The organism is Myxococcus sp. RHSTA-1-4, from assembly GCF_020037125.1.
Taxonomy (GTDB): domain Bacteria; phylum Myxococcota; class Myxococcia; order Myxococcales; family Myxococcaceae; genus Myxococcus.
Genome location: NZ_JAIQDG010000009.1, coordinates 13,549 through 39,909, shown reverse-complemented (window position 1 = coordinate 39,909; position 26,361 = coordinate 13,549). Strand labels below are relative to the sequence as shown.

Here is a 26,361-nt window from a genome sequence, read left to right as displayed (position 1 = left end):
CGATCAGGCGCGTGGCAGCACCAGGACCTGAGCCGCTACCGCTTCAGCTCGTCGTCGACCCACGCGCGCCAGGCGGCCACGTCCGAGCCGAAGTCCTCTCCGGAGAGCGCCTTCAGGATGCGTTGCGCCGGCTCGTAGTCGACCCGCTGGCCGGCACCGGCCATCTGTGGCAGCAGCTCGCCGACCCTCCTCAGGATCTCCTGCTTTCGTGCCTTTCCCTCGTCGCGCTCGGCCACGTACACGAGCGCCCAGCCCGCCTTGTTGCGATCCGTGGCCTGCGGGTACCAGAGCGCGTCGAGCAGGGGCTCGAGCGGGATGAAGAGGTGCTGCTCGAGGCTCTGCGCCGTGCCGATCGAGCGCAGCGCCTCGTTGCGGACGCCCGGCGCCTCGTCGCTGACGAAGGGGACCAGCACTTCGACGACCTTCCGTCGGTCCGGAACGTACGAGAGCAACTGGATCGCCGACATCCGTTCGAGCTCGTCCTTGTCTTCGCGCAGCACCTTCACGAGCGCATCGAAGTTGGGCGGAACCCGCTCGATGAACTTCTGCTCCAGCCCGGCGAGTTTCGGATGCCCGAAGCCACCGAAGCACTGCCAACCGCCCTCACAGCGGCCCCAGGAGGGGCCGTCGCCGGGCCCGCCCGCCGGCAGTTCACCCTCGCGCTGGAGCGCCGAGAGCTTCTTCAGGTAGTCGGTCCATGCGGAGATCAATCCGGCGGGGTCCTCGGCGTCCCCCGTGGGGGCCGGGGTGTGCCGCATCCGCCACTCGTCACCGAAATCGACCAGGTCGATGGTGAGCCGCACCGTCTTCGGGCCCGGGTAGGCCACGAAGGAGTAGCGGCAGAGCGCGAACCGGAACCTCGAGGTGAAGGCCGCCTTGCTCTGCTGAAGCATCTTCCCGAACTCGCGGCTCTCGACGTCGACCTTCGTGCCCGGAGCGGGGAGGCCGAGGTTCGCGAGCAGCTCCTCTCTTGGGTACCTGCGCGAGCCGAACACCTCGACTCCTTCGAACGTGTAGGCGTTCGGATTCTCGATGGACGGAGCGGTGGCGCTCGACGCCGTCGGCGGTTCGGCGGTGGTCGGGGGCGGGTTCGGAGTCGTCGTGCAGCCAATCAGCAAGGCGAACGCGAGCGGGCGCAGCAGCTTCATTCGGCGCACCTCAGGGCGGAGGCGCGCAGTCTGGCCCCCCCGAAGCGAGCCGTCGCGCGGAATCGGCTGCGTGCCCCTCACCCTCGCATCCAGAGGAAGGGCCCGTTGTCGGCCCCAGGTCCGGGTCCAGCGTGTCGGGGACCCAATCCGCGTCCACGTTCCCCGGGCCCGCGTGGATCCCGGCTCGGCGGGCCCTTATTCAGAAGCCCAGCCGGAGGAGCAGGCCCGGGCCGCGGGAGACGCGGTGGTGCTCGCGGCGGTGCGGATGGCCTTCGACGTGCGATACCCTCGGAAGGACCAAGGCGACTCCCGGCCCCGCTCATGAATGGAGCAGGGAATGGGCGAGGCAACACGCCCCTCGTACCGGTGCACGCCTGTGCCCGGGCGGGCTCCACCCCCATCGTGCGGTCGCCCGGCCTGCCGGCTGTCCTGGCGGAACCCGGGCTTGAGGGGGAAATCATGAAGAACTCAAGCATCATCCTGGGAGCCTGCCTGTCCGCGCTGCTCGGTCCTGTCTCTTCCGCGCTGGCCGAGGAGAATGGGGACATCACCTGTGGCGCGACCCTTGGCGCCGGCAGTCACAAGCTCCGCCGCGACCTGCGCTGCAATCCCGGCAGTGGAGCCTCGGTCCTCACGCTCACCGACGGTGCGCGGCTGGACTTGAACGGGCACACGGTGAGCTGTGCGGGCGGCGCGGACACTGTCGGCATCACTCTCACCGGGACCGGCGCGAAGCTGGAGGACGGCCGCGTGAAGGAGTGCGGCACCGGCATCCTGTTGACAGGCGGAGGAGGACACCGGCTCGACGACCTGCGAGTCACCCGCAACACGGCTGATGGCATCTCGGTGCAGGCCTCCAGCGACAACCGGTTCCGGGACATCGTCTCCTCCGGGAACGGCTCGTTCGGATTCCGGCTCACCTTCTCCCACCGGAACACCTTCAAGGAGACGAACGTGAAGGACAACGTGGGGCCCCAGCACTGCGGCGGCTATCTGCTGTTCGGAGCGAACAACAACGTCATCACCCGGAGCCATATCGCTCGCAACGGTGACGTCGGCGTCCAGATCCACTCCTCGGACCGCAACACCCTCAAGGACAACAAGGTCGTGGACAGCAACTTCCTGGGGCGCCCCACGGCCAACGTCCTGCTGCTCGAGGACGCGGACGAGAACCTCATCCAGGACAACAACCTGAGCTCCACCGACTTCGGCATCGCCCTCGATGGCCTCAACATCGGCTGCAAGGGCGGTGGCGCCACCCGCATCGGCTGCCCGGAGACGACGGGGGCGGACAACAACATCATCCGTTGCAACAAGGCGAACGACAACGCGCGCTACGGCTTCGCCCAGGCTTCTGGCAACGTGGGCAACGTCTTCATCAAGAACACGGCCCGTGGAAACGGGGTGGCGAACTTCGCCATCGACCCGTGAGTGTTGTTGCCGCGCACCTTTGTTGATGGTCGGGTGGGTCGGCTGATTGATGGCCATCGCTGGAGGCGCGCGTCAGCGTGCCTCTCAGCTTGATGGGCAGTCAGGGCGCGGCCCGGATGCTCAGGGAACGAAGTTCCAGAGCTGGCCTGCGCCACCCCAGAACGTCCATGTCTGCACGTTGGCGCCAGCGGCGGTGCTGAGGTTGTTCACATCCAGCACCTGTGCTGGATGGGTCCGCATGCGGATGGTGCCGGCGTGGGTATCCACGACAAAGCGCTGGTTGGCGTTTCCGTTACACGTCCAGATGATGATGTCGGCGCCATCCGCGAATGAGCCGCTGTTGTCCAGGCAGTAGCGTGGATCCTGCTTGCTACGAATCAGGCCGGACCTGGCGTCATAGCTCCACTTCTGCCAGTCGCCTCCACTGCAAGGCCACTGCTGCACGTTGGTCCCACTCGCCATGCTCGCATTGTTGATATCCAGGCACTGGCCCGAGTTGCGATTGACGAACTGAAGGTAGGTGGCAGCCGCCGGCTTGGAAACCTGGGGCGCATACACCACGCCCAGCTTGTCGACTTCATCACCCGCACGGCCATGGAAGCCCACGATCTGCCAGCCGCTGGGGGCGGTGTACGTCGTGCAGTTCGAAGTGGTCGTCCCACCCGCCAGCGTGCGGCCAGCGCTGGTCGTGAACCGGGTGTGGAAGATGCGCGTCCTGTTATCGTAGGTCCCGGAGCACAGATACAGGGAGGTCAGGTATTCATTGCTGCCCAGCGTCAGGGAGCTTTCCGAGCCGCCCGTACCGCCGTGGGAGAAGACATAGCTGTTGCTCAGCGTCACTTCCACACGGTCCACTCGGTTGCCGGCGCGAATCGTGAGCTTGCTCACCGCGGGGCTGTCCGGCAGGCTGTATACATCGTTATACGCAACGCCATGCGGACCACCCCATGTATCGCTGAGCCGGCGATTCGGGGCGGTGGAGAAGCTCCAGGTCGCCTTGATGCCGCGATGGTCGGAGAGCTCTTCCCCCGCCGGGTTCTGGGTGTCCGTCGGAATCAGATAGGAGAGCGCCTGCAGGCCGACGTAGCCGTTGTCGCGGAAGAGGACCTTGTCCACCACCTCGCAATTCGCGCTCGTATAGGCCGGCGTACACACCATGGCCGCGGCGCCCTCCGAAGGCACATCCCCATTGCGAATCTGGCTGACCCAGACATCCGTGAAGCCGCGCCGCAGAAACTCCCACATGTTATCGCCACTGCGGGTGTAGCGCGTGTTGGTATCCCCCATGACAATCACGGCATTGCCGGCGGAATGCGTCTCGATGTAGCCAAGAAGCTGCAGGATGTTCTGGCGACGCGCGTTCAGATCCGCGGCTTCTGTCTGGGCCTGCGTGTGGAGGTTGTAGACATCCACATATACGCCTTCCGCCAGGCGGGTGCGTGCAATGGTGAAGCCCTTGGGGGTCAGGCAGTCAACCCCGTTGCAGTGATTCCAGGAGACCCGCTCCCAGTCCATGTAGGGGAAGCGGCTCAGCGAATTGAGACCGCTGCCGATACCCGCACCGCCACTGGTGGGTGAGCGATATGGATGGTCATCACAGGTGTCGTAGAGCGCCGCGTGGTAGTTGAAGTCCTCCTGGACGTTGACGAAGTCGAACTGCCTGACGTAGCAGCTGATCTGCTCCGTTGCGCTCTGGCGGTCGCTGGTGGCGCTGGAGAGTATCTCCGGCAGGCCGGCGATGTTGTAGGTCAGCGTGCTGAACGAGCCACTGGCGGCATGGGCCTGGTAGCTCAAAAGGGCTGTCATTCCCACTGCAAGGCCTCGAAGAATGTTCCTCGTGCTCACGTATCGCTCCTCGTCGTTTACAGCGCACCGCGTTCAGCCTTGCATGGCACCTTCGAGTGCCGCTGCATCACGGCGAGGATTGTTTCATCTCCGGAAATCTGGTTTCCAGTGGTTTTCGCATTTTGCGGCATGGGGCCGGAGATGCGGTGCCTGCCGCACGGCCCGCCAGGTGTACCAGGCGTCGTAGGCGAGGTTGGCCAGGGGGATGCCGCTGCGCCTCACCACCCCGTCGCGCCAGGGGTTGCGCTCGAAGGCGCTCCGGAGCTCGCGATACAGCCCCCGCACCGAGCGCTGGGACATCAGCTTCCGCGGGTCCACCTTCAGGCTCGCCAGCGTGTGCTCGTAGCGCCAGATGTCGTCCAGCCAGAACTCGCCATCTGGCGGGTGGGCGCGGCCTACCTCCCGGCACGCATTTGCGTGATTGCATCGCCGCCGTGCGCGGAACCCTCAAGAAACCGTCCTCGATGGCTCCTAGGTTGGCCATCGAGGAGCCCGGAGCGAGGGAGTGGTCCGCATGCGGCGCATTCGTGTCATCGATAGTCACACAGGCGGTGAGCCCACCCGCGTCGTCACCGACGGAGGCCCGGAGCTGGGACAGGGCGACATGGCGGCCCTGCGCGAGCGCTTCCGTGAGCAGTTCGACGCATATCGCAAGGCCATCGTCTGCGAGCCTCGCGGTTCGGACGTCATGGTGGGCGCGCTGCTGTGTCCTCCCACCCTCCCCTCCTGTGTCGCGGGCGTCATCTTCTTCAACAACGTCGGGTACCTGGGCATGTGCGGCCACGGCACCATCGGCGTGGTGAAGACGCTGGAGTACCTGGGCCGCATCACTCCGGGTGTCCACGCCCTGGAGACGCCCGTGGGCGTCGTGAAGGCCACGCTGCACCCGGATGGACGCGTGAGCATCGCCAACGTGCCGAGCCACCGGCTGGCCCACGACGTGGTTGTCTCCGTCCCCGGCCACGGCGAGGTGCGCGGCGACATCGCCTGGGGTGGCAACTGGTTCTTCCTCTCGCGTGCCCGGCACCTTCCCCTGGAGCCGCGGCACATCCCCGCGCTCACCACTTTTGCGTCCGCCATCAAGCAGGCGCTGGCCGGCCAGGGCATCACCGGCACCGGCGGCGCGGAGATAGACCACGTGGAGCTGTACGCGCCCTCGCCCACGCCCGGAGTGGACGCGCGCAACTTCGTCCTCTGTCCGGGGCTCGCCTATGACCGCTCGCCCTGCGGTACCGGGACGAGCGCCAAGCTCGCCTGCCTCGCCGCCGAGGGCGCCCTCGTGGAAGGCAAGACGTGGGTGCAGGAGAGCATCATCGGCAGCCGCTTCGAGGCGCGCTACGTGCGCGACGGCGATCGCATCCTGCCCACCATCACTGGCACGGCGTCGGTGAACGCGGAGGCCACGCTGAGGGTCGACCCCTCGGACCCGTTCGCCTGGGGCATCGGATGAACACCTTCGACTGCGTCATCGTCGGCGGTGGCATCGTCGGCGCGGCGCTCGCGGACGTGCTGAGCGCCGAGGGACTCTCCATCGCGCTGGTGGAGGCCTGCTCCATCGGCTCGGGCACCACGGCGTGTGGCATGGGCCACCTGGTGGCCATGGACGACAACGCGGCGGAGCTCGCGCTCACGGCATGGTCCGTGGCGCTCTGGCGCGAGCTGCGGGATGAGCTGCCGCTCGCCGTCGAGTACGACGCGTGCGGAACGCTCTGGCTCGCCACCGACAGCGAGGAGCGGGCCGCCATTGACGCCAAGGTCGCGAGCTACCGTGGCGTGGGCGTGCGCGCCGAGGTGCTGGATGCCGCCGCGCTCCGTGAGGCGGAGCCCGCCCTCTCCCCCGGGCTCGTCGGCGCGCTGCGGGTTCCGGACGATGCCGTGCTGTACCCGCCGCGTGCCGCGCTCCACTTCGCGCGGCGAGCTCGAGACAGGGGCGCCCGGCTGATGCCCGGCTGCCCGGTTCATGCGTTGCGCCCGGGAAGCGTGGTGCTGGAGAACGGCGAGGCTCTCGCCGCGGGCCACATCGTGCTCGCGGCGGGGGTGGCCAGTCCCCGTCTCTGCCCGGAGCTGCCCATCTCCCCTCGCAAGGGGCACCTGCTCATCACCCACCGCGGCGCTCCGGTGGTGCATCACCAGCTCGTGGAGCTGGGCTATCTCAAAAGCGCGCATGGCTCGGGCGGGGCGTCCGTGGCCTTCAATGCCCAGCCGCGTGTCACCGGGCAGCTCCTGCTGGGGTCGTCGCGCCAGCCGGGCGCGGACGGAAGCCACGTCGAGCCCGCCATCCTGGAGCGCATGCTGAAGCGCGCCGCCGACTTCCTTCCGGGACTCGACGGGCTGCGGGCCCTCCGCGTCTGGACGGGACTGCGTCCGGCCACCCCGGATGGATTGCCGCTGCTCGGTCCCCATCCGGAGAAGCCCTGGCTGTGGCTCGCCTGTGGCCATGAAGGGCTCGGCATCACCACCGCCACGGGCAGCGCGCGGCTGGTGGCGGACCAGTTGCTCGGCCGCTCCAGCGCCATTGATTCCCGGCCCTACGCGCCCGCGCGCTTCCTGGCGTCCATGACTCCTTTGAGCGAGGCCCACCATGCGTGAGCCCGGAGCAAAGGCCGCCACCTCCGTCACCCTGCGCATCAACGGCCGAGCCCTCACCGTGCCCGCTGGCACTTCGGTGGCGGCGGCACTGGCCCTGGCCGGGGACCTCGTCAGCCGGAGCGACCTGGCGGGACGCCCACGCGGGCCGCTGTGTGGCATGGGCGTCTGCTTCGAGTGCCGCGCCACCGTGGACGGAGTCCCCGAGGTGCTGACGTGCCTCACACCCTGCCGCGAGGACCTGGAGGTGGTGACCGATGCGTGAGGCGTGCGACCTCGTCATTGTCGGTGCCGGTCCGGGCGGACTCGCCGCCGCGTGCCGCGCGGCCGAGGCGGGCCTGGACGTGCTCGTCCTGGACCAGCAGCCCGAGCCTGGTGGACAGGTCTGGCGGGGTGAGGCACGGAAGGGCACGAACCGGCTCGCCCGCCGCTGGCTCTCGCGCTTCGCCGCCTCCGGCGCGCGCTTCCGTCCCGGGGCCCGAGTCGTCGCCGCGCCCGAGCCGGGGCTGCTCCTCGTCGAAGAAGGCCCGTCCTCGCTCGCGGTGCGCTACGGCCGGCTGGTGCTCGCCACGGGAGCGCGGGAACGCTTCCTGCCGTTCCCCGGCTGGACGTTGCCCGGCGTGCTGGGCGTCAGCGGCCTGCAGGTGCTCGTCAAGGACGGCCTCTCCATCCGCGGCCGCCGCGTGGTGCTGGCGGGCACGGGCCCCCTGCTGCTCGCCGCCGCCGCGACGCTTCATGCCCACGGAGGAGAAGTCCTCCTCATCGCCGAGCAGGCGCCCGCAGCGCGTCACTGGGGCTTCGCCCTCCAGCTCTGGCGCTACCCGGGCAAGCTGCTCCAGGGCGCGGTGCTGTCGGCGGGACTCGTGGGAGTGCGCACGGCCACGGAAGCGTGGGTCCTGGAGGCACGCGGCGAGCACCGGCTCGAAAGCGTCCGGATGTCCGTGAGCGGCCGCGAGGAGCAGCTCGCGTGTGACTACCTGGGCGCGGCCTGGGGGCTCGTCCCCAACCTGGAGCTGGCACGGCTGCTGGGCTGCGAGGTGTCGGGCGGGGCCGTGGTCGTGGACGAACGGATGGAGACGCGCGTCCCTCGCGTCCACGCCGTGGGCGAGCTGCTCGGCATCGGCGGAGTGGACCAGGCGCTCATCAGCGGAGAGCTTGCGGGCCTCGCCGCCGCGGAGCAGCCCGTCCCGGACTCGCTGGAGAAGTCGTGGCGGCGCGTCCGCGCCTTCGCCGGCGCACTGGCCCTTCACGATGCTCCGCGCCCGGAGCTGCGCCGGCTCGCCACGCCGGAGACGCTGCTGTGCCGCTGTGAGGACGTGCCGCTCTCCGCGCTGGAGGACTGCACGAACCTCCGCGAGGCCCGGCTCTACGCGCGGCTGGGAATGGGCTCCTGCCAGGGCCGCACCTGCGGCGCCGCGGCGGAGACCCTCTTCGGCTGGGCCGCCGAGAGCGTACGTCCGCCCGGCCTGCCCGCGCGCATCGGCAGTCTGCGACCTCCCGCTGAACCCCCACCCACCCTGAAAAGAGAGTCATGAGCCCCTGGAATGGTGTCCTTCCCGCCATCACCACCCCCTTCAACGCGGACCTGTCCGTCGACCACGGCGCGGTGCGAGCGCACGTGCGCTGGCTCGTGTCGAGAGGCTGTACCGGCATCATCCCCTGCGGCTCGCTGGGCGAGGGCGCGACGCTGAGCCTGGAAGAGAAGGCCGCGCTGATGCGCACCTGCACGGAGGCGGTGAAGGTCCCCGTCATCCCGGGTATCGCCGCCCTCTCCACCGCGGAGGCCGTCCGGCTGGCGAAGGCCGCCGAGGACGCGGGCTGCGCGGGGCTGATGGTGCTGCCGCCGTATGTCTATTCGAGTGACTGGCGCGAGATGAAGGCCCACATGGCCGCCGTCCTCCGTGCCACGAAGCTGCCGTGCCTCCTCTACAACAACCCCGTGGCCTACCGGACGGACTTCACCCCGGCGCACCTGGCCGAGCTGGCCGCCGAGTTCGACAATGCCTCGGCGGTGAAGGAGTCCTCCACCGATGCCCGGCGCGTCACCGGCATCCGCGCCCTGCTGGGTGACCGGCTCGCGCTGGGCGTGGGCGTGGATGACTGTCTCGTGGAGGGCGTGGAGGCGGGTGCGCGCTTCTGGGTCGCGGGGCTGGTGAATGCCTTCCCCGACGAGTCGGTGCGGCTGTATGAGCTGGCCATCGCTGGAAAGAAGGACGCCGCCTTCGCGCTGTACCGCTGGTTCCTGCCGCTGCTGCGGCTGGACACCGTGACGAAGTTCGTCCAGCTCATCAAGCTGGTGCAGCAGGAGATGGGCTGGGGCCATGAGCGCGTCCGCCCGCCCCGGCTGGAGCTGGCCGGCGCCGAGCGCGAAGAGTGCCTGCGCGTGCTGCGCGAGGCGCTGGCGAACCGGCCGGCCCTGTAGAGCGAGGACCATCGGAATGGATTGGATGGGATTGTCTTTGATTGGCGCCGGGCGCGGTGAGCCCGGCGGTGCATCCTTCACCGGCTGGGACCCGGCGGCGGGTGTGGCACTGGAGCCCCGCTACCACTCGGCGCACCCTCACGAGGTGGACCGGGCCTGCCAGCTCGCGGAGCAGGCCGCGCCCGCCTTCGCCGCCCTGCCCTCGCGCGCGCGAGCCGTGTTCCTGGAGCACATCGCCGAGTCGCTCCTGGCGGCCGAGCCCGACTTCCTGGCCGTCACCCCCCGGGAGACGGGGCTTCCCCCCGCGCGCGTCCAGAGCGAGCTGGGCCGCGCCGCCGGGCAGTTCCGCCAGTTCGCCCGGCTCCTCGAGGAGGGGAGCTGGGTGGATGCGCGCATCGACCACGCCCTGCCCGAGCGGCGCCCCGTGCCCCGCCCGGACCTGCGCTCCATGCTGCGCGCGGTGGGGCCGGTGGCGGTGTTCGGCGCGAGCAACTTCCCGCTCGCCTTCTCCGTGGCGGGCGGCGACACCGCCTCCGCGCTGGCGGCGGGCTGTCCCGTCGTCGCCAAGGCCCACCCCGCCCACCCGGCCACGTCCGAGCGCGCGGGCCAGGCGGTGCGCGCCGCGGTGGCCGCATGCGGTCTGCCGGAGGGAGTGTTCTCGCTCCTGTTCGACGCCGGCACGGAGGCGGGCCGCGCCCTGGTGCGACACCCCGCCATCCGCGCGGTGGGCTTCACCGGCTCGCGTGCCGGGGGCCGCGCGCTGATGGAACTGGCCGCCGCGCGGCCCGTCCCCATTCCCGTCTTCGCGGAGATGGGCTCCATCAACCCCGTCTTCCTCCTGCCCGGGGCGCTGGCCGCGCGTCCCGAGGCACTGGCGGACGCGCTGGCCGCCTCCATCCTCCAGGGCGCGGGCCAGTTCTGCACCTCGCCCGGACTGCTCGTGGCCGTCGACGGCCCGGGCTACGAGGCGTTCCGCGCCCGCCTTGTCGAGCGCCTGGGAGCCGTCTCCGCGGTGCCCATGCTGACGCCCGGTATCGCCGAGCGCTTCCGCGAGGGCGTGAGCCGGCTCGCCGCGCGCGCGGACACCCGTACATGGGTCCGAGGCGAGTGCCGCGGGGCCCATGGCGCGCCCGCGCTGTTCGAGGTGGACGCGGGCCCGGTGCTGACGGACGCGGCGCTGACGGACGAGGTGTTCGGGAGCTGCGCGGTGCTGGCGCGCGCCCGGGAGGTCCGGGACATCGCGAGCGTGGCCTCGCGTCTGGAGGGCCAGCTCACAGCGACGCTGATGGTGGAGGCCGGAGACCACGCGCTGGCATCGGAGCTGCTCCCCGCCCTCTCGGACCGGGTGGGCCGCGTGCTGGTGAACGGGGTGCCCACCGGCGTGGAGGTCTGTCCCTCCATGGTGCATGGCGGCCCCTACCCCGCGAGCTCGGATGGCCGCTTCACCGCCGTGGGCACCGGAGCCGTTCGCCGCTTCGTCCGGCCGGTGTGCTTCCAGTGCGTCCCCGACGTGCTGCTGCCCGCGGAGCTGCGCGAGGAGAACCCGCTGAACCTGTGGCGCACGGTGGATGGTGTCCTGGCGCGGAGATGAAACCCCGGGCGGTGAAGCCGCCCGGGGTGTGCCTCGCCCCGTCAGGGGGCCTCGTCGAAGCGCGCTTCCACCCTCACCCCCGCGTACGGTGCGCGGGCCTTGAGCATCACATGGTACCAGTTGCCATCCATCGGAGAGGGAATGTCCACCGTCTCGTCGTTGCCGGAGAGATAGGGCCGGTAGTCGAACTCCGTCAGCGTGGGCCACTGGACGGCGCGGATGTACATGTCCGCGTTGCCCGTTCCTCCGCTGGACTGGAAGCGCAGGTTGCGCGCGCCGTAGGGCACCCAGAGGTAGAAGTACAGCGCATCACTGCTGGCGAGGCCGTCCCGGTAGCAGCCATTGCCCAGCACCATGGAGTTCGGGTCCGTGCAGCGCGTGCCGGTTCCAGTGCCGGGGTTGGCGCAGGTGCGCGGGTCGGTCGCGGTGGCGACACAATCAATCCACTGGTGGAACTCCACGTCCCGCGAGCTGCCAATCCCATCCAGGTACTGGCGATAGGCGGTGTAGTTGCCAGCGCGGAACTGACCGAGCATGGTGCCCACCTGGTCCGCATGGCGCTCGAACATGAAGCGCACGGCCAGGTAGCCCCAGTAATACACACGCTCCGTGCCGCTGTTGTAGTCGTTGCGGAAGATCTGGCTGAGCTGGAAGCCCTTGCTCGTGCCGAGCTCCACGGCGTGAGCGTTGTCGTCCTTCCTGGAGACGTACTCGGCGAGGCCTTCAATCCACCAGATGGTGGGCTGGCTGATGCTGTCACCGAAGTCGCCCTTCATGTCGAAGCGGCCGTCCAGGTAGTGGACGTACTCGTGCTCCAGGTTCCAGATCTTGAACGTGGGCCGCACCCACTCCGCCTCGTACGCGATGAACCGGGCCTGGTTGCCGGCAGCGGAGGGGTCTCCCTCCAGGTACATGCCACCGTTGTTGGTATCGATGCCGAACAGCGCCCCGGCGTAGGTCTGGTAGTCCAGGCTGCTGTCGAAGATGACCATCTCCAGGGCGGTGTTGCCGTCGTCGGCCACGGGCACACGGTTTGTCTTCAGCGTGTCGTGGAAGTACGTCTCCTGCGCCGCGAGCTGGCCGCAGCTCTGGCTCAGCTGCGTGGCCGTCATGTCCTGGGCGCGCATGCGCAGGGTGGCGCTGCACGCGTGCGACACCTCGAGCACCGCCTGTTCCAGCGTGCGCCGGAAGTCGCAGATGCCGTAGTACGCACAGTTGGCGCCGTCGTAGTAGTCCGCCATCTCCGCCGCGCCCACCCAGACGCCCGCGCCCGGTCCCGTCATGGAGTGGTTGGCGATGAGTGCCTTCACCCGGGGCCGCGTCTTGTCGAGCAGCGCTCCGGTGTATTGCAGGAAGCGGGACAGCTCGCGCGCGGCGTTGACGGTGAGGAACTGGTGGTCGGTGCCCAGCAGGTGCTCGTTCCGGGCCACGAAGCCGTTCAGCGTGTCGATGATGGACGTGTCCTGGTTCACCGCCGCCACGAAGTCCGCGTTGTAGTGGCCGCGAAACAGGCCGACGAACACGTTGTTGGTGGCGCTGCGCATGTACCAATAGGCCAGGGCCGTGTCGTTGAAGCGGTCGAGGAGTCCCTGGAAGGTGCCCAGGTGGAGTGCGTTCTCCCCCGAGCTGTCGATGAGGATGACGAGCTCGCTGAGCACGCTGCCGTGGGCGTCATTGACGTCGGTGAAGTGGCTGTTGGCCACGAAGGCGGCCAGGGCCGGGCGGATGGCGTTCTTCAGGGCCGTGCCGTAGCTGCCCACGACGTCCGGGTTGTAGTACTGCACGTAGTAGCCGGCGCGCAGGAAGAGGATGAGCTGGAGCGTCCCGCTGGTATTGCTTCCGGTGTACGCCCGCGCGTCGGTGGTGAGCGCGTTGGCGATGGTGACCATCTTGCTCTCGGCGAACACCTGGGCGGCGCGGGAGCCCGTGACACCGAACAGCGAGTTGACGCACTCCACCGTGGAGCCCTTCACCAGCGTCACGAGCGAACCTCCGCTGGCGGAGGCGAAGGCCGCCGTGTCACAGGCGGCGAGCAGCGCCCTGGACGGCGGGCGCGGCGTCAAGGCTTCTCGAAGCTGCTCCGGGGAGACGTCCGGCGGGCGCTCCTCCGTGGGGATGCGCTGGTGGGGATGCTCGAGTCCATGCGCCCTCCGGGCTTCGGCCGGCGCGGGGCCGCCGGGGCGGGCGGAAGCGCCCGGTCCGAACAGGGTGAGACAGACTGCGAGGGCGATGTGACAGCGACACCAATCCACGAATGGGCTACGCATGGCTTCGTGCTCCTCGGAGGGGGATGGTTCGGCTCCTCGGTGTCGCCGTCCGCACCGCCCTGCCCCGCTCCCCGGCACATCGCTGCGTCAGGAGACACCGGCGTGGGTTTCACGCGGAGTCCAAGGTATTCGCGAGCAAGACTGTGATTCTTGTGTCTTTCCCTTGTGGGGGCGTATGGAAACCACCAAAGCGCGCGCGGAGCTGGAGCACTGGCGGGTGGACTTCATGGGGCGGGTGGCGAATCCGTTCTTCGCGGAGGCGCTGTTCGACCGGGTGCCGGACATCGTCTTCTCGGTGAAGGACACCCGGGGGCGGTACGTGTGCATCAGCGAGGCCTGCGCGGAGCGCTGCGGCCTGGAGAGCAAGGCGGCGGCGGTGGGCCGCACGGCGCATGACCTGTTCCCCCGGCACATGGCGGACCGCTACGTGCGGCAGGACCAGCGGGTGTTCCGGACGGGGCGGCCCCTCGTCGACAACCTGGACCTGACGCTCTTCAACAACCGGAAGCCGGGCTGGTGCCTGACGAGCAAGGTGCCGCTGTTCGACGCCTCGGGGGCGGTGATGGGGCTGGCCTGCCTGTCCAGGGACGTGCACGAGCCCGGGCGCGCGGGACTTGTCGATGAGCGCTTCGCGGCGACCATCGACCACATCCAGGCCCACTACGGGGAGCGGCTGCGCATCGACGCGCTGGCGCGGCGGGCGGGCATGTCCGCCGCGCAGTTCGAGCGAAGGATGCGGCGCATCTTCCAGCTCTCCGCCGGGCAGTTCATCATGAAGACGCGCATCGACGCGGCGGCGGAGCGGCTGTCGGACACGGAGCAGTCCATCGCGGCCATCGCCCTCGCGGTGGGGTTCTGCGACCAGAGCGCGCTGTCACGGCAGTTCAAGCAGGTGACCGGCCTGAGCCCGCGCCATTACCGGCAGCTCGTGGCTGTCCCGGGAGCGCCTCAGCCCCGGCAGAAGTCCTCGGCGGAGTAGCTACGAGGTGACGTTCTACTGCCCGAACCGAGCCCGGAGCGAAGGGCGAGGAGCACAAGCACGACCGCCGGGCCCCTCTCCCACGGGACCCGGCGGCGGGTCAGAGAATGCAGAAGTAATAGGCGCTGGAGCGGATGGCGGACTCCACTGCGGGGCCAGCCTATGACCCACGCCACCTCCGGGCCACGGCTCAAGCGCGCAGCGTGCCTTCAATGACTGTCACCGCGACCCCGCCGATGCGCGCCCGCTCGGGCTGTCCCGGCCGGCCCGTCACCTCCACTTCAATCCGCCCCGGCTTGCCAATGGCATCGCCCTGCTCGATGCGCGCCCGCACCGTGCCGCCGTTGTCGGGCAGCGCCAGCACGCCGTGCGTCGCCAGGTACATGCCAAGCGGCCCCGCGGCCGAGCCCGTCACGGGGTCCTCCGCCACGCCCAGCCCGGGCACGAAGTAGCGCGAGTGCGCGATGCTGCTCGCGTCCTTCGTCTCGCGGGTGAACACGTACACGCCTCTCAGCCCATGCGGACGCAGCGCCTCCGCGAGCGCCCCGGAGCGCGGCGCCAGGGCCCACACATCCTCGCGGCGCCGCAGGGGCACCATCACCCGGTGCCCGTTGCGCAGTACCGGCAGCGAGCGGTCCACCATCTCCACCGTTCCACCCACCAGCGGCATCACCGCCTCCAGCGGCACCGGGCTCTCCACCCACGGCAGCCTCGGCGTGACGATCCACGCACGGGCGCCTCTCGGGCCCACGGCCTCCAATTCCACGTCCAGCGTGCCCGCCCTGCACTCCAGCCGGTACACGCCCGGAACCTTCAGCACTCCCCGCTCGGCCAGCAGGTGGAACGTGGCCACGGTGGCGTGGCCGCAGAAGTCGATCTCGTCCGTGGGCGTGAAGTAGCGCAGACGGACGGTGCCCTCCCCCGGCGGAGACAGCAGGAACGCCGTCTCGGACGCGCCCACCGCCGTCGCGATGCGCTGCATGGCCTCGGCGTCCAGCCCGGCCGCGTCCAGCACCACGCCGGCGCGGTTTCCGGCCCCCGGGGTCTGCGTGAAGGCATCGACGATGGTCAGTTGCATGGCATGCACCTCTCCCTGGCGCGAAAGAACGGAGGACCGCCCCGCGCGATTTGTACCGATACAATCCCCAGCAAGAATCGACACAATGGATGCATTGCGCGCGACCCGGCGTCAACCGTATGAATTGTCACCATGACAAGCTGGACGCCGCAGCTCCGGGGCCGGGAGGGCCCGCTGTACCGGGTCATCGCGGATGCGCTGGCCGCGGACATCGACGAGGGACGCCTGGCGCCGGGAACGCGCCTGCCCACGCACCGCGAGCTGGCGGAGAAGGTCGGCGTCACGGTGGGCACGGTGACGCGGGCCTACGCGGAGGCCGAGCGCCGGGGCCTCATCGGCGGCGAGGTGGGCCGGGGCACCTTCGTGCGCCACCGGGATGCGCCGCGCCACCTCCCTGCTCCCATGCCGGACACGGGAGACGATGCTCTGGTGGAGCTGGGCCTCAACTGGCCGGCCACGCCTCCCGGAGACCCGGCGGGCACGGCGCTCCGCAAGACGCTGGACGCGCTCCAGCGCTCGCCGCGCCTCTCCGAGCTGCTCGACTACCAGCCCCACGCGGGGCTGCTCGCGCACCGCGAAGCCGGCGCCGCGTGGCTGTCACGCTTCGGCGTGGAGGTGGGGCCGGAGCAGGTGGTGGTGTGCTCGGGCGGGCAGCACGCCATGGAGGTGGCCCTCACCGCCCTCACCCGCCCCGGTGACACGGTGCTGGCCGAGTCCCTCACCTACTCCGGCCTGAAGGTCCTCGCGAACCGGCTGCACCTGCGCCTCCACGGCGTGGCCATGGACGAGCAGGGCCTCAAGCCGGACGCGCTGGAGGCCGCGTGCCGCACGGGCGCGAAGGTCCTCTTCTGCCTCCCCAACCTCCAGAACCCCACCGGCACGGTGATGCCCGAGGAGCGCCGCCGCCGCATCGCCGCGGTGGTGCGCAGGCACGGGCTCACCGTGGTGGAGGACGACGCCTACGGGCTGCTGCTCGACAAGCGCCCGCCGCCGCTGTGCGCGCTGGTGCCGGAGTCCTGCTGGTTCATCGGCGGCGTGTCCAAGCTGCTCGCGCCGGGGCTGCGCATCGGCTACCTCGCGGCGCCGGCCGGAGCGGGCACGGAGCGGCTCGCGGAGGAAGCGGGCCTGGCCGCGCGGATGACACCGCCGCTGATGGCGGAGGTCGCCGCGCGCTGGATTCAGGACGGAACCGCGGACGAGCTGGTGGTCCGCCGCCGCCGCGAGGCCCAGGAACGGCTGGAGCTGGCGCGCGAGGTGCTCGGAGACGCCCTACCGAAAACACCCCGTATCCCCACGTACCACCTGTGGCTGCCCCTCCCGGCGAGCTGGCGCTCGGAGCCCTTCACCGCGCAGGCCCGGCGGCGTGGAGTCTCCGTCACGCCCGCCGAGGTCTTCACCGTGGGCCCCGCCACCGCGCCGGCCGCGGTGCGCGTGTGCCTGGGAGCACCGCGCACCCGCGCCTCACTGGAGAAGGGCCTGCGCCGGCTGCGAGAGACGCTGGAGGGAGGGCCGGAGCCGCTCGCCTCCATCGTCTGACTCACTTCACTTCTGCGGCACCGGCACGGACCGGACGTGGATCTCCCGGAGCTGCTTCTCGTCCACGTCGCCGGGGGCCCCCGTCATGGTGTCCGTGCCCGTCTTCGTCTTGGGGAACGGAATCACGTCGCGCAGGGACTCGGCGTTGGTGAGCAGGAAGGCGAGCCGGTCCATGCCCAGGGCGATGCCACCGTGCGGAGGCGCGCCGAACTTCAGCGCGTCCAGCAGGAAGCCGAACTTCGCCTGGGCCTCCTCGTCGCTGATGCCCAGCGCCTTGAACACCTGCGCCTGGACCTTCGGGTCATGGAGGCGGATGGAGCCGCCGCCAATCTCGAAGCCGTTGAGCACCACGTCGTAGCGGTGGCACTTCACCCGGCCCGGGTCCGTGAGCAGGTGCTCCACGTCCGCGTCGTGCGGCCGCGTGAAGGCGTGGTGCGCCGCCACCCAGGTGTTCGTCTCCTCGTCGTGCTCGAACAGCGGCGGGTTCACCACCCACAGGAACTTCCACTGGCCGCCGCTGCCGTACTCCGGAATCAGCCCCAGCTTCTTCGCCACGTGCACGCGCAGGTTCGCCATCACCGTGTGCACCAGCGCTTCCTTGCCGAACTGGAACAGGATGAGGTCGCCCGTCTTCGCGTTGACGGCCGCGTTGATGGCCTGCCGCAGCGCGGGGGTGATGGTCTTCGACAGCGGCGACTGCGTCCACTCGCCGCCCTCGGCCACCTTCGCGCGGGCCAGGCCCTTCGCGCCCGCCTGCTTCGCGAACTCCTCCAGCTTGTCGCTCTCCGCGCGGCTCATCGCCTTCTCCGCGGGGATGACCATCGCCTTGACGATGCCCTTGTTCTGCACCGCCTCGAACATCATCGGCACGCCGCCCGCCTCGCCGTGCTCGCGAATCAGGTCCGTGAGCACCACGTGCTCCAGCCCGAAGCGCAGGTCCGGCTTGTCGTTGCCGTACTTCGCCATGGACTCGTAGAAGTCCATCCGCATGAAGGGCGTGGGGATGTCGATGCCCAGCACCTCGCCCCACAGCTTCTTCAGCAGGCCCTCGATGATGGTGAAGATGTCGTCCTGCTGGACGAAGCTCATCTCCACGTCGATCTGCGTGAACTCGGGCTGCCGGTCCACGCGCAGGTCCTCGTCACGGAAGCACTTGACGATCTGGAAGTACCGGTCGAAGCCGGCCACCATGAAGAGCTGCTTGTAGAGCTGCGGGCTCTCCGCGAGCGCGTAGAACTTGCCCGGATTCATCCGGCTCGGAACGAGGAAGTTGCGCGCGCCGCCGGGCGTGTACTTGCCCATGAACGGCGTCTCCAGCTCCAGGAAGCCGTTCTCCACCATGTACGAGCGCGTCAGCGCGTTCATCTTCGAGCGCGTCATCAGCGACTTCTGGAGGGGCCCGCGGCGCAGGTCCAGGTAGCGGTGCGCCAGCCGCTTCTCCTCCGAGGTGTCGATGCTGTCCTCGATGGGGAACGGCGTCGGCTCCGAGCGGTTGAAGATGGTGAGGTCGGTCGCCTTGACCTCGATTTCACCCGTCTTCATCTTCGGATTCACGTTCTTGCCGCGCGACACCACCTTGCCGCGCACGCCGATGCAGAACTCCAGGCGGAGGCTGCCGGCGAGCGCGTGGGCCTCCGCGCTGTCCGGCTCGAACACCACCTGGGTGAGGCCCTCCCTGTCCCTCAGGTCGATGAAGACCGCGCCGCCGTGGTCTCGGCGGTTGTGCACCCAGCCGAAAAGGACGACCTGCTCGCCGACATTGGCTGCGGTGAGCTGACCGCAATTGTGGGTACGCTTGACCTCGGAGATGAACGGGACCGCCATGGACAAGACCGCCTGCTGGGTTCGAGTTCGAAAGGAGGGAAAGCGCGGCACCATACGGATCGTGGAAACGACGCGTCAAGGAATCCGCGCATGCCTCACTCCCCTCAAACGGTCGGATTTCGGGCGGATTCCTGACGCCTCCCCTGCCCGCCAGCCTTCCGCGCCCGGCCCGCAACTCCGGGCCCTCCCGCGTGTTGCTGGCTCCATGCAGGGGGAACCCAGGTCCGCGCTCCACCCGCCCGGCCGGCTCGGGCGGAGCCTCGCCACGCTCGCGCTCGTCGCCTCGGGGCTGATGGCGCGGCCCGCGCTCGCGGAGGAGGCCCGGGAGGTCTCCGTCACCACGGAGGTCAGCGCGGGCCGGGGCTTCCGGGCCTGGAGCCTGCTCGGCGATATGGGGCTCGCTGGGAATACCACCTTCCTCACGCTCGGCTACACCGCCGCCCGGCCCGAGGCGGGCACCGCGGCCACACACCAGCTCTCCGTGGGCCTGGACCGTGTCCTGGGCGAGCACTGGCTGGTGGCCGTCATGGCGAGCGTGGGGCTGCCCAAGAGCACGCTCACCGAGCTGGCCCCCGAGCGGCCGAGGCTGGGCCTGCCGGGCGTGGACGCGCGCACCGGGTACTCCAGCCAGTCCCTGCTGCTGTCGGCGGCCTACGACTCGGCGGGCTTCTCCGGCGTGGAGTTCGGCCTCGACGCGGGGCTCTCCCTCACCCGCCACCCGCTGAGCCGGGAAATCATCGTCCCCTCGCGCACCGGGACGACGGTGCGCTACTCCCGCGAGGAGCTGCTCTGGGTGGCGCGGCCCTCCCTGGGCGCGAGGCTGCTGCTGGGGCTGCGCTGGGAGCTGGGCCTGCGCGCCGGCCTCACGCTCTACAGCGAGGACCCGCTCACCGCCGGCCAGTTCACCGACGAGGAGACGGCGGAGCTCACGCGCCGCTTCGAGAACGCCCTGGAAGCCCGCCGCGCCCTGCTGGGCCTGAGCACCCGCATCAACCGCGACGTGGGCTCCGGGGTGGCCCAGCGCATCTCGGACGTCAACGCCACCACCGGCATCCCCACCGCCCCCTCGCGCTTCGACGTCAAGCCCTCCGTCACCTGGCGCGCCACCCGGGACGTCCGGGGGCAGCTCTCCTACGCCTTCACCCGCTACGTCCCCGGCGAGGGCCTGTCCCACGTGCTGGCCACCCGCTGGACGGTGCGTCTGGGGGAACCGGTGCGGGTGTGGGCCTCGGTGGCATTGCAGGTGGACCACCTGGAGGCCGCGGAGGACGGGACGGACGCCGCGGAGCCCTCCCGGGTCCGCTCCGGCCTTCTCTCGCTCGGGGGGGAATACACGTTCTGACCGGTCCGGAGTAAAACGGCGTCATGCTCCGAACAGTCATTGCCGCCACCGCCACGCTGGGCCTGGCCGCCGGCTGCGCGCCCGATACGAGCGCCCCCGTCAAGGTCCAGGCCCTGGTGCTCTCCAGCAACGGCGAGTACGTCCCCCAGGAGGTCGAGCTCAAGACCGTCACCGACATCGTTGGCCTCAAGGGCACGGTGGCCGACCTCCATGGAGGCGCCCGCATCGTCTACGACTCGCAGGACCAGGACCTGCAGACCGCGACGACGCCCGAGGCCTTCGCCAACGCCCTCCTCAAGGGGGCGGGCCATGACGTCAAGGCCAGCTACATCGACCAGGACGGCATCCTCTGGCCGGCGGACTTCCACACCTGGAACATGGTGACGGCGTACTACAACCTCGAGCGCGCCTTCGACTACTTCCAGAACGTGGGCAACATCCCCGCGGCGGACTTCAAGGACCCGGTCAAGACGTACTACTTCCCCGAGTTCGTCATCGCCGACATCGACAAGGACCCGCTGGTCGACAACGCGCTCTACTTCTCGCCCATGGCGTCGTTCATGGTGCTGCCGTTCGACCAGCTCCAGCGCGCCCCGCTGGCCATCAACGCCGGCATCATCGCCCACGAGTACTCGCACCGCGTCTTCAACCTGAAGGCCTACAACGGCGCGCCCTTCCCGGAGGCGCTGTCGCTCTGGTCCTCCTCCAGCCCCAGCCCGGGCGCCAACATCCTCAAGTCGCTCGACGAGGGCCTGGCGGACTTCCACGCCTACGGCACCACCTGCCGGTCCATCAAGGGCTGTGACACGCGCTTCCTCGGCACGTCCTTCGAGGGCGAGTACGCGCAGATTGCCGCCAACCGCGACCTCGCCGTGACGAACCGCTGCATGACGGCCGCCCTGCGCAACCAGCTCCTGAACCAGGGCCTGGGCGAGTTCAGCGGCAAGGAGTACGAGGTGGGCACCCTCATCGCGAGCGCCCTCTACCAGGCCGGAGAGAACACCGGGCAGCGCGAGGTGCTGATGCGCTCCGTCGTCGCCGCCTACAACGACTCGAGTCCGCAGACGCCGGGCCTCTACCAGCTCGCCCAGCAGAACCTCAATGACCAGTCCAGGTTCACCCTGGCCGTGGCCGTGGGCGCCATCATCACCCACGTCACCGACCTGAGGCTGAAGGAGGCCGTCTGCAACGAGCTGATGGACCACCTGCAGATTCCGAGGGACTTGCTCGTCGGCACCCCCAATCCCAACCTCTGCCCGGCCAGCTCCACGCCCGGCACCACCTGCCCCGCGCTGCCCACCGAAGGATGAGGACCTCACCCGTGAAGACCTGGCTCGTACGCTGCCTCCTGGGTGGCCTTGTTCTGTCCACCCCCGCCCTCGCGCAGGACGATGATGACCCGTACGCCTACCCGGACGAGGAGACCTCCCGTTCCGAGGAGGATGACGAGTCCTATGACCGCCGCGTGAAGAACGTGGACCAGACGGACGACTTCCGCCGCGTCTCCGAGCAGGAGGGCGAGGACGGCGACTTCAAGGCGCTCTCCGGCCTGGATGACCCGAACCTCGGCGTGGCCGTGGAGTTCATCACCGGCGCCCTGTTCGTGGACAGCTCCCGCGGCGACTTCGCCGACACACGCGTGGGGCTCGGCGTGCGCGCCACCTGGGAGTACGGCCGCATCCTCGACAGCGAGCCCTTGCGCGAGGCCCTCTGGGCGGACCTCCGGTGGACCTACGGCAGCCTCAGCGACGGCACCCGCTTCATCAGCGGCGACACCCGCCTCCACTACTTCACCATTGCCCCCGCCTATGAGCTGAAGCTGGGCAAGTCGGACTTCGGCTTCTTCGCCCAGGCCGGCGGCGGCCTCGCCTACCAGGCCACCTCCCTCACCGTGGACGCGAACGTGACGAAGGTGAACGGCCTCAAGCCCCTGCTCCAGTACGGCCTCGGCTTCCGCGGCCGTCCCCGGCTGACGTCCTCCGGCAACCTCCGCCTCGCCTTCCGGGTGGAGGCGCTCGCCTTCCGCCGCGGCTACATGAACGACTTCTTCCTGGGCGGCAGCGTCGGTACCGCCTTCTGAAGAACACGGAAAAATCTCCACCCCTCCCGCCCTCTCGTGCCCTCATCTCCTTGGCGTTGCAAGGAGATGAGCCCTGGCATGTGCCGTGCTTACCCTCCCCGTGGGCGGGGGCCGTGGGCTCCCTGGGGGCGGGGAGGCGGATGATGAAGGGCGCGCGGCAGGGACAGGGACAGCACTGGGATCCAGTGTGTGGGAAACAACTGGACACACCCGAGGGCCGGCCCACGGCGGAGTACAAGAAGCGCCGGTACTTCTTCTGCTCGGAGCGGTGCCGTCACGCCTTCGAGCGTCAGGCGGAGCGCTTCCGCCTCAATGAGCTGGCCCGCGTCGGCGCGCTGATGACGCCGGGCCGGGTGCGCTGGGGGCTTGCTTGAGGCGCCCGGGCCCTCTGGCTTCAGGGCCCGCGGGAAGCGCCACGGGCGTCACGCCGCCTTGCGCACGTCCTTGAGGCGCAGCGACAGCTTGCGCTGGCCGCGGAAGGTGTCGAAGCCGGCCTGGAAGGCCAGGTCCACCGGCCCCTCCACGAGCTGCACGCGGTCCGCCATGTTGAAGCCGATGGCGTCCAGCTCCGGCGCCTCCGCCAGGGCCAGCTTGAGGTGGCCGCTGCCGGTACCGGACTTGGGCTGCAGCACGCGCGGGCGGGCGAGCTGCCGGCGCAGCACCAGCACCGGCTCCGGGTTGCCCTGACCGAAGGGCCCCAGGCGCTGGAGTGACTCCACCGCGTTGGCGTCCAGCTCGCGCGGGTTCACCACCGCGTCCACCCGGCACCGGGGGATGAGGTCCTCCGGCGTGAGGCGCTGGAGGGCAATCTTCTCGAAGGCGTCGCGGAAGGCCGGCAGCTTCTCCGCGTCAATGGTGAGGCCTGCGGCGTGCTTGTGCCCGCCGAAGCGCGTCAGCAGCTCCGAGCACCCGCTGAGCGCGTCGTAGAGGTGGAAGGCCTCGATGCTGCGCGCGGAGCCCTTCCCCACCCCGTCCTTCACCCCCACCATGACGGTGGGCCGGTGGAAGCGCTCCACCACGCGCGAGGCGACGATGCCGATGACGCCCGGGTGCCAGCCCTCCTCGTAGAGGACGAAGCCGCGCGCGTCCTTGCGGGACTCGGCCTGTGCCAGCGCCTGCGTGAGGATGTGGCTCTCGATGCCCTGGCGCTCCGCGTTGGCCCGGTCCAGCACGGACGCCAGCGAGCGCGCCGACTCCAGCGACTCCGAGGTGAGCAGCTGCAGGCCCAGCGACGCGTCATGCAGCCGGCCCGCGGCGTTGATGCGGGGCCCCAGGCGGAAGCCCACCTGGCCTGCGGTGACGGAGGCGTCGGGGTCCATGCCCGCCACCTCCTTGAGGGCGCGCACGCCCGGGCGGCGGCCGGCGCTCAGCTCCTGGAGGCCATGGGACACCAGGATGCGGTTGGCGCCGGTGAGGGGCACCACGTCCGCCACGGTGGCCAGCGCCACCAGGTCCATCAGCAGGCGGAGGTTGGGCTCCTTGCGGGTGGCGAAGTAGCCGTCGTCGCGCAGCCGCTTGCGGATGCCCATGCAGAAGTTGAAGGCCACGCCCGCCGCGCACAGCGCCTTGGTGGGGTACTCACAGCCGGGCTGGTGCGGGTTGAGCACCGCCACCGCCGGCGGCAGCGTGGTCGGCACCGTGTGGTGGTCCACCACCACCACGTCCAGGCCCAGCTCCTTCGCGCGGGTGATTTCCGCCACCGAGGCGATGCCGCAGTCCAGCGTCACCAGCACCCGCGTGCCGTCCGCGGCGATGCGCTCCACCGCGCCGAGGTTGAGGCCGTAGCCCTCGTCCAGGCGGTGGGGGATGTACGTGGCCGGTGGGGCGCCCAGCTCCTTGAGGAACAGGTAGAGCAGCGACGTGGAGCACACCCCATCCACGTCGTAGTCCCCGTAGAGGGTGACTTTCTCCCGGTTGCGCAGCGCGCGCGTCAGGCGCTCCACCGCCACCGGCATCCCCTTCATCCGGAACGGGTCCGGCAGGTCCGCCAGCTTGTCGGACAGGAACGCGGCGGCGGACTCCGGTGTCCGGTACCCGCGATGCAGCAGCACCTTCGCCGCGAGCGGATGGAGCGACAGCTCCCCGGCCAGGGACGCAACCTCGTCGTCGACCACGTCTGGAAGCAACCACCGCACGCGCAGCGCCCCTCCTCGGACCTCCCCACGGGGGCGGTTACCGGGACGAATTCTTGACATGCAGACAGTACCTCAGACGTCTGACGAGGGAAGGTCAACCTTGGGCACGACCTTTCCCTTCCTGAATGGGCGTTCAGTCATGCGCTCGCCCTGTCGCCTGCCCGTGGGAGACACGGCGTGCGACCGGTGCACAGCTTGAACCGCACACCCCCAGACAGGAGGACGGCATGGTTCCAAGAGGCATCGCCGCGGGTGCGCTCGCCCTGGCCCTCACCGCCGCAGGCACCGCGTCCGCGCAGGAGCGCAGGGAGGGCCAGCGGGGAGACGTCAACGTGTTCGTGCGCGGCGGCGTCGGCGACTACACCGGCAGCCTGGGTGACTTCACCAGCACCGGCCCCGCCTGGGGCGTGACGCTCAACGTGCAGCCCACCACCTTCATCGGCTTCGAGCTGGGCTACGAGGGCTCGCAGAATGGCGTGGAGGATTTCCGCCTGCTGGAGGAGCCCTCGCTCGTCCGTCAGGGAGGTAGCGCGCTGCTCAAGCTCTCCCCGCCCTTCCTCACCGCCGTGCGTCCCTTCGTGGGGGCCGGCCTGGGCCTGTCCTACGTGGACGTGCAGGGGCAGGCCGCGGACCTCTATGACTCGGACACGATGCAGGAGGTCCCCCTGGCGGCCGGCGTCGAGTTCAACAGCGGCGCCCTCACCGCGGGCTTCCGCACCACCTACCGCGTGCTCCTGAGCGAGGACTGGGCCCAGAACGTCCCGGACGACGACGCCAATGCCGGCCTGCTGGACGCCACCCTCACGCTGGGCGCGCGCTTCTGACGCCCGAAAACACCGAGGGCCCTGCCTCCCACTGCTCGGGAGGAGGGCCCTCGTCGTGTCACCGCTTCCGGCCGGAGTGCCGGCCGGGAGGGTGGTGGCTCACGCCGTCTTCGGGTGCTGGTCGACGTGCCGGGCCTGCCGGGCTTCCTTCGCCGCGGCACGCTCGTCCAGCCAGATGGTCAGCGGGCTGGCGATGTAGATGGTCGAGTACACGCCCACCACGATGCCCACCAGCATCGCCGCGGCGAAGTCGAAGATCTCACCCACGCCGAAGATGAGCAGGCCGATGAGCGACAACGCCGTGGTGAGGGAGGTGAGGATGGTGCGGCCCAGCGTGTCGTTGACCGCGATGTTGATGACCTCCGCGAAGGGCTTGCCCTTGAACTTGGCCATGTCCTCGCGGATGCGGTCGTAGATGACGATGGTGTCGTTCACCGAGTAGCCGACGACGGTCAGCAGCACGGCGATGGACGTCAGGTTGAACTCGCGCCGGGTCACCAGGTAGTAGCCCGCCACCATGATGACGTCGTGGACCATGGCCAGCAGCGCGCCCGGGCCGAACTTGAAGTCGAAGCGGAACGCCACGTAGATGAGGATGGCCACCATGGAGTACAGCAGCGCCATGATGCCGCGGTTGCGCAGCTGCTTGCCCACCTGCGGACCCACGTAGTCCACGCGGCGCTGCTCGAAGTCCGGCTTCTCCAGGCCCTGCCCCAGCGCGGAGAACACCTTGTCCGCCATGCCGCTGGCCACCACCTGGTAGTCGAAGCCGCCGCCCTGCGCCTCGCCCAGCTCGCGGACCTCCTGCACGCCGGTGCCACTGCCCTCGACCGCCTTCTTGATGGCGTCGGAGGGCAGCGCGGTGGCCGAGCGGAAGTTGACGATGCCGTTGGCCAGGTCCGCGTACACGTTGCGGACGCTGCCCAGGCCCTCGATGGCGGCCTTGGCCTTGGCCGCGCTCTCCTCGTTGAGCTGCGTGACGCCGCCCATGCGGAGCAGGAACGAGTTCTCGTCCGCCGCGCCGATGTTCTGCACGCTCACGTCCTCGAGGCCGCCCTTCTGGGCGCGCTCACGGACCTGCTCCGCGGTGATGGAGTGGTCGAACTTCAGCTCCACCACCGTGCCGCCCGCGAAGTCCACGCCCAGGTTGAACCCGAACGCGGCAATCCCCACGATGATGGCCAGGTTGATGATGGTGGAGAGGAATACGGCCGGCTTGCGCTTGCCGATGAAGTCGATGTTCGTCTTGTTCTTGAGAATCTGCATGGCAGTG

At 69.7% G+C, this 26,361-nt stretch carries 22 protein-coding genes; 14 read left to right on the top strand and 8 right to left on the bottom strand.

What is annotated here, in order from left to right; all coding sequences use genetic code 11:
* Positions 1-35: 35 nt before the first annotated feature.
* Positions 36-1,148, bottom strand: a complete 1,113-nt coding sequence (locus K8638_RS14555) for a HEAT repeat domain-containing protein (protein ID WP_223755117.1) — start codon at positions 1,146-1,148, stop codon at positions 36-38.
* Positions 1,149-1,607: 459 nt separating this feature from the next.
* Here K8638_RS14555 and K8638_RS14550 point away from each other — a divergent pair, with 459 nt between their 5' ends.
* Positions 1,608-2,579, top strand: coding sequence for a right-handed parallel beta-helix repeat-containing protein (locus K8638_RS14550; RefSeq protein WP_223755116.1), 972 nt, complete (start codon positions 1,608-1,610; stop codon positions 2,577-2,579).
* A gap of 120 nt (positions 2,580-2,699) precedes the next feature.
* Here the strand turns inward: K8638_RS14550 and K8638_RS45195 are convergent, their stop codons facing one another.
* A complete protein-coding gene (locus tag K8638_RS45195) occupies positions 2,700-4,424 on the bottom strand; it encodes an RICIN domain-containing protein (RefSeq protein ID WP_223755115.1) in 1,725 nt (574 codons plus the stop codon).
* A gap of 84 nt (positions 4,425-4,508) precedes the next feature.
* Positions 4,509-4,742, bottom strand: coding sequence for a hypothetical protein (locus K8638_RS14540; protein ID WP_223755114.1), 234 nt, complete (start codon positions 4,740-4,742; stop codon positions 4,509-4,511).
* Positions 4,743-4,938: 196 nt separating this feature from the next.
* Between K8638_RS14540 and K8638_RS14535 the strand changes: the two genes are divergently transcribed.
* Genes K8638_RS14535 through K8638_RS14510 form a run of 6 tightly spaced genes read left to right on the top strand, consistent with a single transcriptional unit; the run spans position 4,939 to position 11,023 of the window.
* Positions 4,939-5,874 (top strand): proline racemase family protein, encoded by a 936-nt coding sequence (locus K8638_RS14535; RefSeq protein WP_223755113.1) that lies wholly within the window; start codon positions 4,939-4,941, stop codon positions 5,872-5,874.
* A complete protein-coding gene (locus K8638_RS14530; protein WP_223755112.1) occupies positions 5,871-7,013 on the top strand; it encodes an FAD-binding oxidoreductase in 1,143 nt (380 codons plus the stop codon). Before K8638_RS14535 ends, K8638_RS14530 begins: the two co-directional genes overlap by 4 nt.
* Positions 7,006-7,275 (top strand): (2Fe-2S)-binding protein, encoded by a 270-nt coding sequence (locus K8638_RS14525; RefSeq protein ID WP_223755111.1) that lies wholly within the window; start codon positions 7,006-7,008, stop codon positions 7,273-7,275. Before K8638_RS14530 ends, K8638_RS14525 begins: the two co-directional genes overlap by 8 nt.
* The gene (locus K8638_RS14520; protein WP_223755110.1) at positions 7,268-8,545 is read left to right on the top strand and encodes an FAD/NAD(P)-binding oxidoreductase; all 1,278 of its coding nucleotides are present in this window, start codon (positions 7,268-7,270) and stop codon (positions 8,543-8,545) included. Before K8638_RS14525 ends, K8638_RS14520 begins: the two co-directional genes overlap by 8 nt.
* Positions 8,542-9,432 (top strand): dihydrodipicolinate synthase family protein, encoded by an 891-nt coding sequence (locus K8638_RS14515; RefSeq protein WP_223755109.1) that lies wholly within the window; start codon positions 8,542-8,544, stop codon positions 9,430-9,432. Before K8638_RS14520 ends, K8638_RS14515 begins: the two co-directional genes overlap by 4 nt.
* Before the next feature lie 25 nt (positions 9,433-9,457).
* The gene (locus K8638_RS14510; protein ID WP_223755108.1) at positions 9,458-11,023 is read left to right on the top strand and encodes an aldehyde dehydrogenase (NADP(+)); all 1,566 of its coding nucleotides are present in this window, start codon (positions 9,458-9,460) and stop codon (positions 11,021-11,023) included.
* Positions 11,024-11,064: 41 nt separating this feature from the next.
* Here the strand turns inward: K8638_RS14510 and K8638_RS14505 are convergent, their stop codons facing one another.
* Positions 11,065-13,086: a M9 family metallopeptidase gene (locus K8638_RS14505; RefSeq protein WP_223755107.1), complete on the bottom strand. Its 2,022-nt coding sequence runs from the start codon at positions 13,084-13,086 to the stop codon at positions 11,065-11,067.
* A 379-nt stretch (positions 13,087-13,465) separates the two neighbouring features.
* Here K8638_RS14505 and K8638_RS14500 point away from each other — a divergent pair, with 379 nt between their 5' ends.
* A complete protein-coding gene (locus K8638_RS14500; protein ID WP_223755106.1) occupies positions 13,466-14,269 on the top strand; it encodes an AraC family transcriptional regulator in 804 nt (267 codons plus the stop codon).
* A 190-nt stretch (positions 14,270-14,459) separates the two neighbouring features.
* Here the strand turns inward: K8638_RS14500 and K8638_RS14495 are convergent, their stop codons facing one another.
* Complete coding sequence (locus K8638_RS14495; protein ID WP_223755105.1) at positions 14,460-15,347, bottom strand: PhzF family phenazine biosynthesis protein; 888 nt, start codon at positions 15,345-15,347, stop codon at positions 14,460-14,462.
* A 132-nt stretch (positions 15,348-15,479) separates the two neighbouring features.
* On the opposite strand from K8638_RS14495, the gene K8638_RS14490 reads away from it, so the two are divergent.
* Complete coding sequence (locus tag K8638_RS14490; protein WP_223755104.1) at positions 15,480-16,883, top strand: PLP-dependent aminotransferase family protein; 1,404 nt, start codon at positions 15,480-15,482, stop codon at positions 16,881-16,883.
* Positions 16,884-16,889: 6 nt separating this feature from the next.
* Here the strand turns inward: K8638_RS14490 and aspS are convergent, their stop codons facing one another.
* The gene (aspS, locus tag K8638_RS14485; RefSeq protein WP_223755103.1) at positions 16,890-18,707 is read right to left on the bottom strand and encodes an aspartate--tRNA ligase; all 1,818 of its coding nucleotides are present in this window, start codon (positions 18,705-18,707) and stop codon (positions 16,890-16,892) included.
* 205 nt (positions 18,708-18,912) lie between these two features.
* On the opposite strand from aspS, the gene K8638_RS14480 reads away from it, so the two are divergent.
* The 4 genes from K8638_RS14480 to K8638_RS14465 all read left to right on the top strand — a co-directional run bounded on the left by K8638_RS14480 (position 18,913) and on the right by K8638_RS14465 (position 22,503).
* A complete protein-coding gene (locus K8638_RS14480) occupies positions 18,913-20,049 on the top strand; it encodes a hypothetical protein (RefSeq protein ID WP_223755102.1) in 1,137 nt (378 codons plus the stop codon).
* Positions 20,050-20,072: 23 nt separating this feature from the next.
* Complete coding sequence (locus tag K8638_RS14475) at positions 20,073-21,359, top strand: hypothetical protein (protein ID WP_223755101.1); 1,287 nt, start codon at positions 20,073-20,075, stop codon at positions 21,357-21,359.
* A gap of 11 nt (positions 21,360-21,370) precedes the next feature.
* Entirely contained in the window at positions 21,371-22,129 is a 759-nt protein-coding gene (locus K8638_RS14470; protein WP_223755100.1) for a hypothetical protein, read from the top strand.
* A gap of 143 nt (positions 22,130-22,272) precedes the next feature.
* Complete coding sequence (locus tag K8638_RS14465) at positions 22,273-22,503, top strand: YHS domain-containing protein (RefSeq protein WP_223755275.1); 231 nt, start codon at positions 22,273-22,275, stop codon at positions 22,501-22,503.
* 48 nt (positions 22,504-22,551) lie between these two features.
* On the opposite strand, the gene recJ is transcribed toward K8638_RS14465, so the two are convergent.
* The gene (gene recJ / locus K8638_RS14460) at positions 22,552-24,264 is read right to left on the bottom strand and encodes a single-stranded-DNA-specific exonuclease RecJ (protein WP_223755099.1); all 1,713 of its coding nucleotides are present in this window, start codon (positions 24,262-24,264) and stop codon (positions 22,552-22,554) included.
* Positions 24,265-24,491: 227 nt separating this feature from the next.
* On the opposite strand from recJ, the gene K8638_RS14455 reads away from it, so the two are divergent.
* Entirely contained in the window at positions 24,492-25,088 is a 597-nt protein-coding gene (locus K8638_RS14455; RefSeq protein WP_223755098.1) for an outer membrane beta-barrel protein, read from the top strand.
* A gap of 99 nt (positions 25,089-25,187) precedes the next feature.
* Here the strand turns inward: K8638_RS14455 and secF are convergent, their stop codons facing one another.
* Positions 25,188-26,354, bottom strand: a complete 1,167-nt coding sequence (secF, locus tag K8638_RS14450; protein ID WP_223755097.1) for a protein translocase subunit SecF — start codon at positions 26,352-26,354, stop codon at positions 25,188-25,190.
* Between the last annotated feature and the right edge of the window lie 7 nt (positions 26,355-26,361).

What these genes read in the sequence shown, in the direction of transcription:
- K8638_RS14555 (WP_223755117.1), bottom strand. Translation starts at nt 1,148, where the DNA reads ATGAAGCTGCTGCGCCCGCTCGCGTTCGCCTTGCTGATTGGCTGCACG.
- K8638_RS14550 (WP_223755116.1), top strand. Translation starts at nt 1,608, where the DNA reads ATGAAGAACTCAAGCATCATCCTGGGAGCCTGCCTGTCCGCGCTGCTC.
- K8638_RS14535 (WP_223755113.1), top strand. Translation starts at nt 4,939, where the DNA reads ATGCGGCGCATTCGTGTCATCGATAGTCACACAGGCGGTGAGCCCACC.
- K8638_RS14530 (WP_223755112.1), top strand. Translation starts at nt 5,871, where the DNA reads ATGAACACCTTCGACTGCGTCATCGTCGGCGGTGGCATCGTCGGCGCG.
- K8638_RS14525 (WP_223755111.1), top strand. Translation starts at nt 7,006, where the DNA reads ATGCGTGAGCCCGGAGCAAAGGCCGCCACCTCCGTCACCCTGCGCATC.
- K8638_RS14520 (WP_223755110.1), top strand. Translation starts at nt 7,268, where the DNA reads ATGCGTGAGGCGTGCGACCTCGTCATTGTCGGTGCCGGTCCGGGCGGA.
- K8638_RS14515 (WP_223755109.1), top strand. Translation starts at nt 8,542, where the DNA reads ATGAGCCCCTGGAATGGTGTCCTTCCCGCCATCACCACCCCCTTCAAC.
- K8638_RS14510 (WP_223755108.1), top strand. Translation starts at nt 9,458, where the DNA reads ATGGGATTGTCTTTGATTGGCGCCGGGCGCGGTGAGCCCGGCGGTGCA.
- K8638_RS14500 (WP_223755106.1), top strand. Translation starts at nt 13,466, where the DNA reads ATGGAAACCACCAAAGCGCGCGCGGAGCTGGAGCACTGGCGGGTGGAC.
- K8638_RS14495 (WP_223755105.1), bottom strand. Translation starts at nt 15,347, where the DNA reads ATGCAACTGACCATCGTCGATGCCTTCACGCAGACCCCGGGGGCCGGA.
- K8638_RS14490 (WP_223755104.1), top strand. Translation starts at nt 15,480, where the DNA reads ATGACAAGCTGGACGCCGCAGCTCCGGGGCCGGGAGGGCCCGCTGTAC.
- aspS (WP_223755103.1), bottom strand. Translation starts at nt 18,707, where the DNA reads ATGGCGGTCCCGTTCATCTCCGAGGTCAAGCGTACCCACAATTGCGGT.
- K8638_RS14480 (WP_223755102.1), top strand. Translation starts at nt 18,913, where the DNA reads ATGCAGGGGGAACCCAGGTCCGCGCTCCACCCGCCCGGCCGGCTCGGG.
- K8638_RS14475 (WP_223755101.1), top strand. Translation starts at nt 20,073, where the DNA reads ATGCTCCGAACAGTCATTGCCGCCACCGCCACGCTGGGCCTGGCCGCC.
- K8638_RS14465 (WP_223755275.1), top strand. Translation starts at nt 22,273, where the DNA reads ATGAAGGGCGCGCGGCAGGGACAGGGACAGCACTGGGATCCAGTGTGT.
- K8638_RS14455 (WP_223755098.1), top strand. Translation starts at nt 24,492, where the DNA reads ATGGTTCCAAGAGGCATCGCCGCGGGTGCGCTCGCCCTGGCCCTCACC.
- secF (WP_223755097.1), bottom strand. Translation starts at nt 26,354, where the DNA reads ATGCAGATTCTCAAGAACAAGACGAACATCGACTTCATCGGCAAGCGC.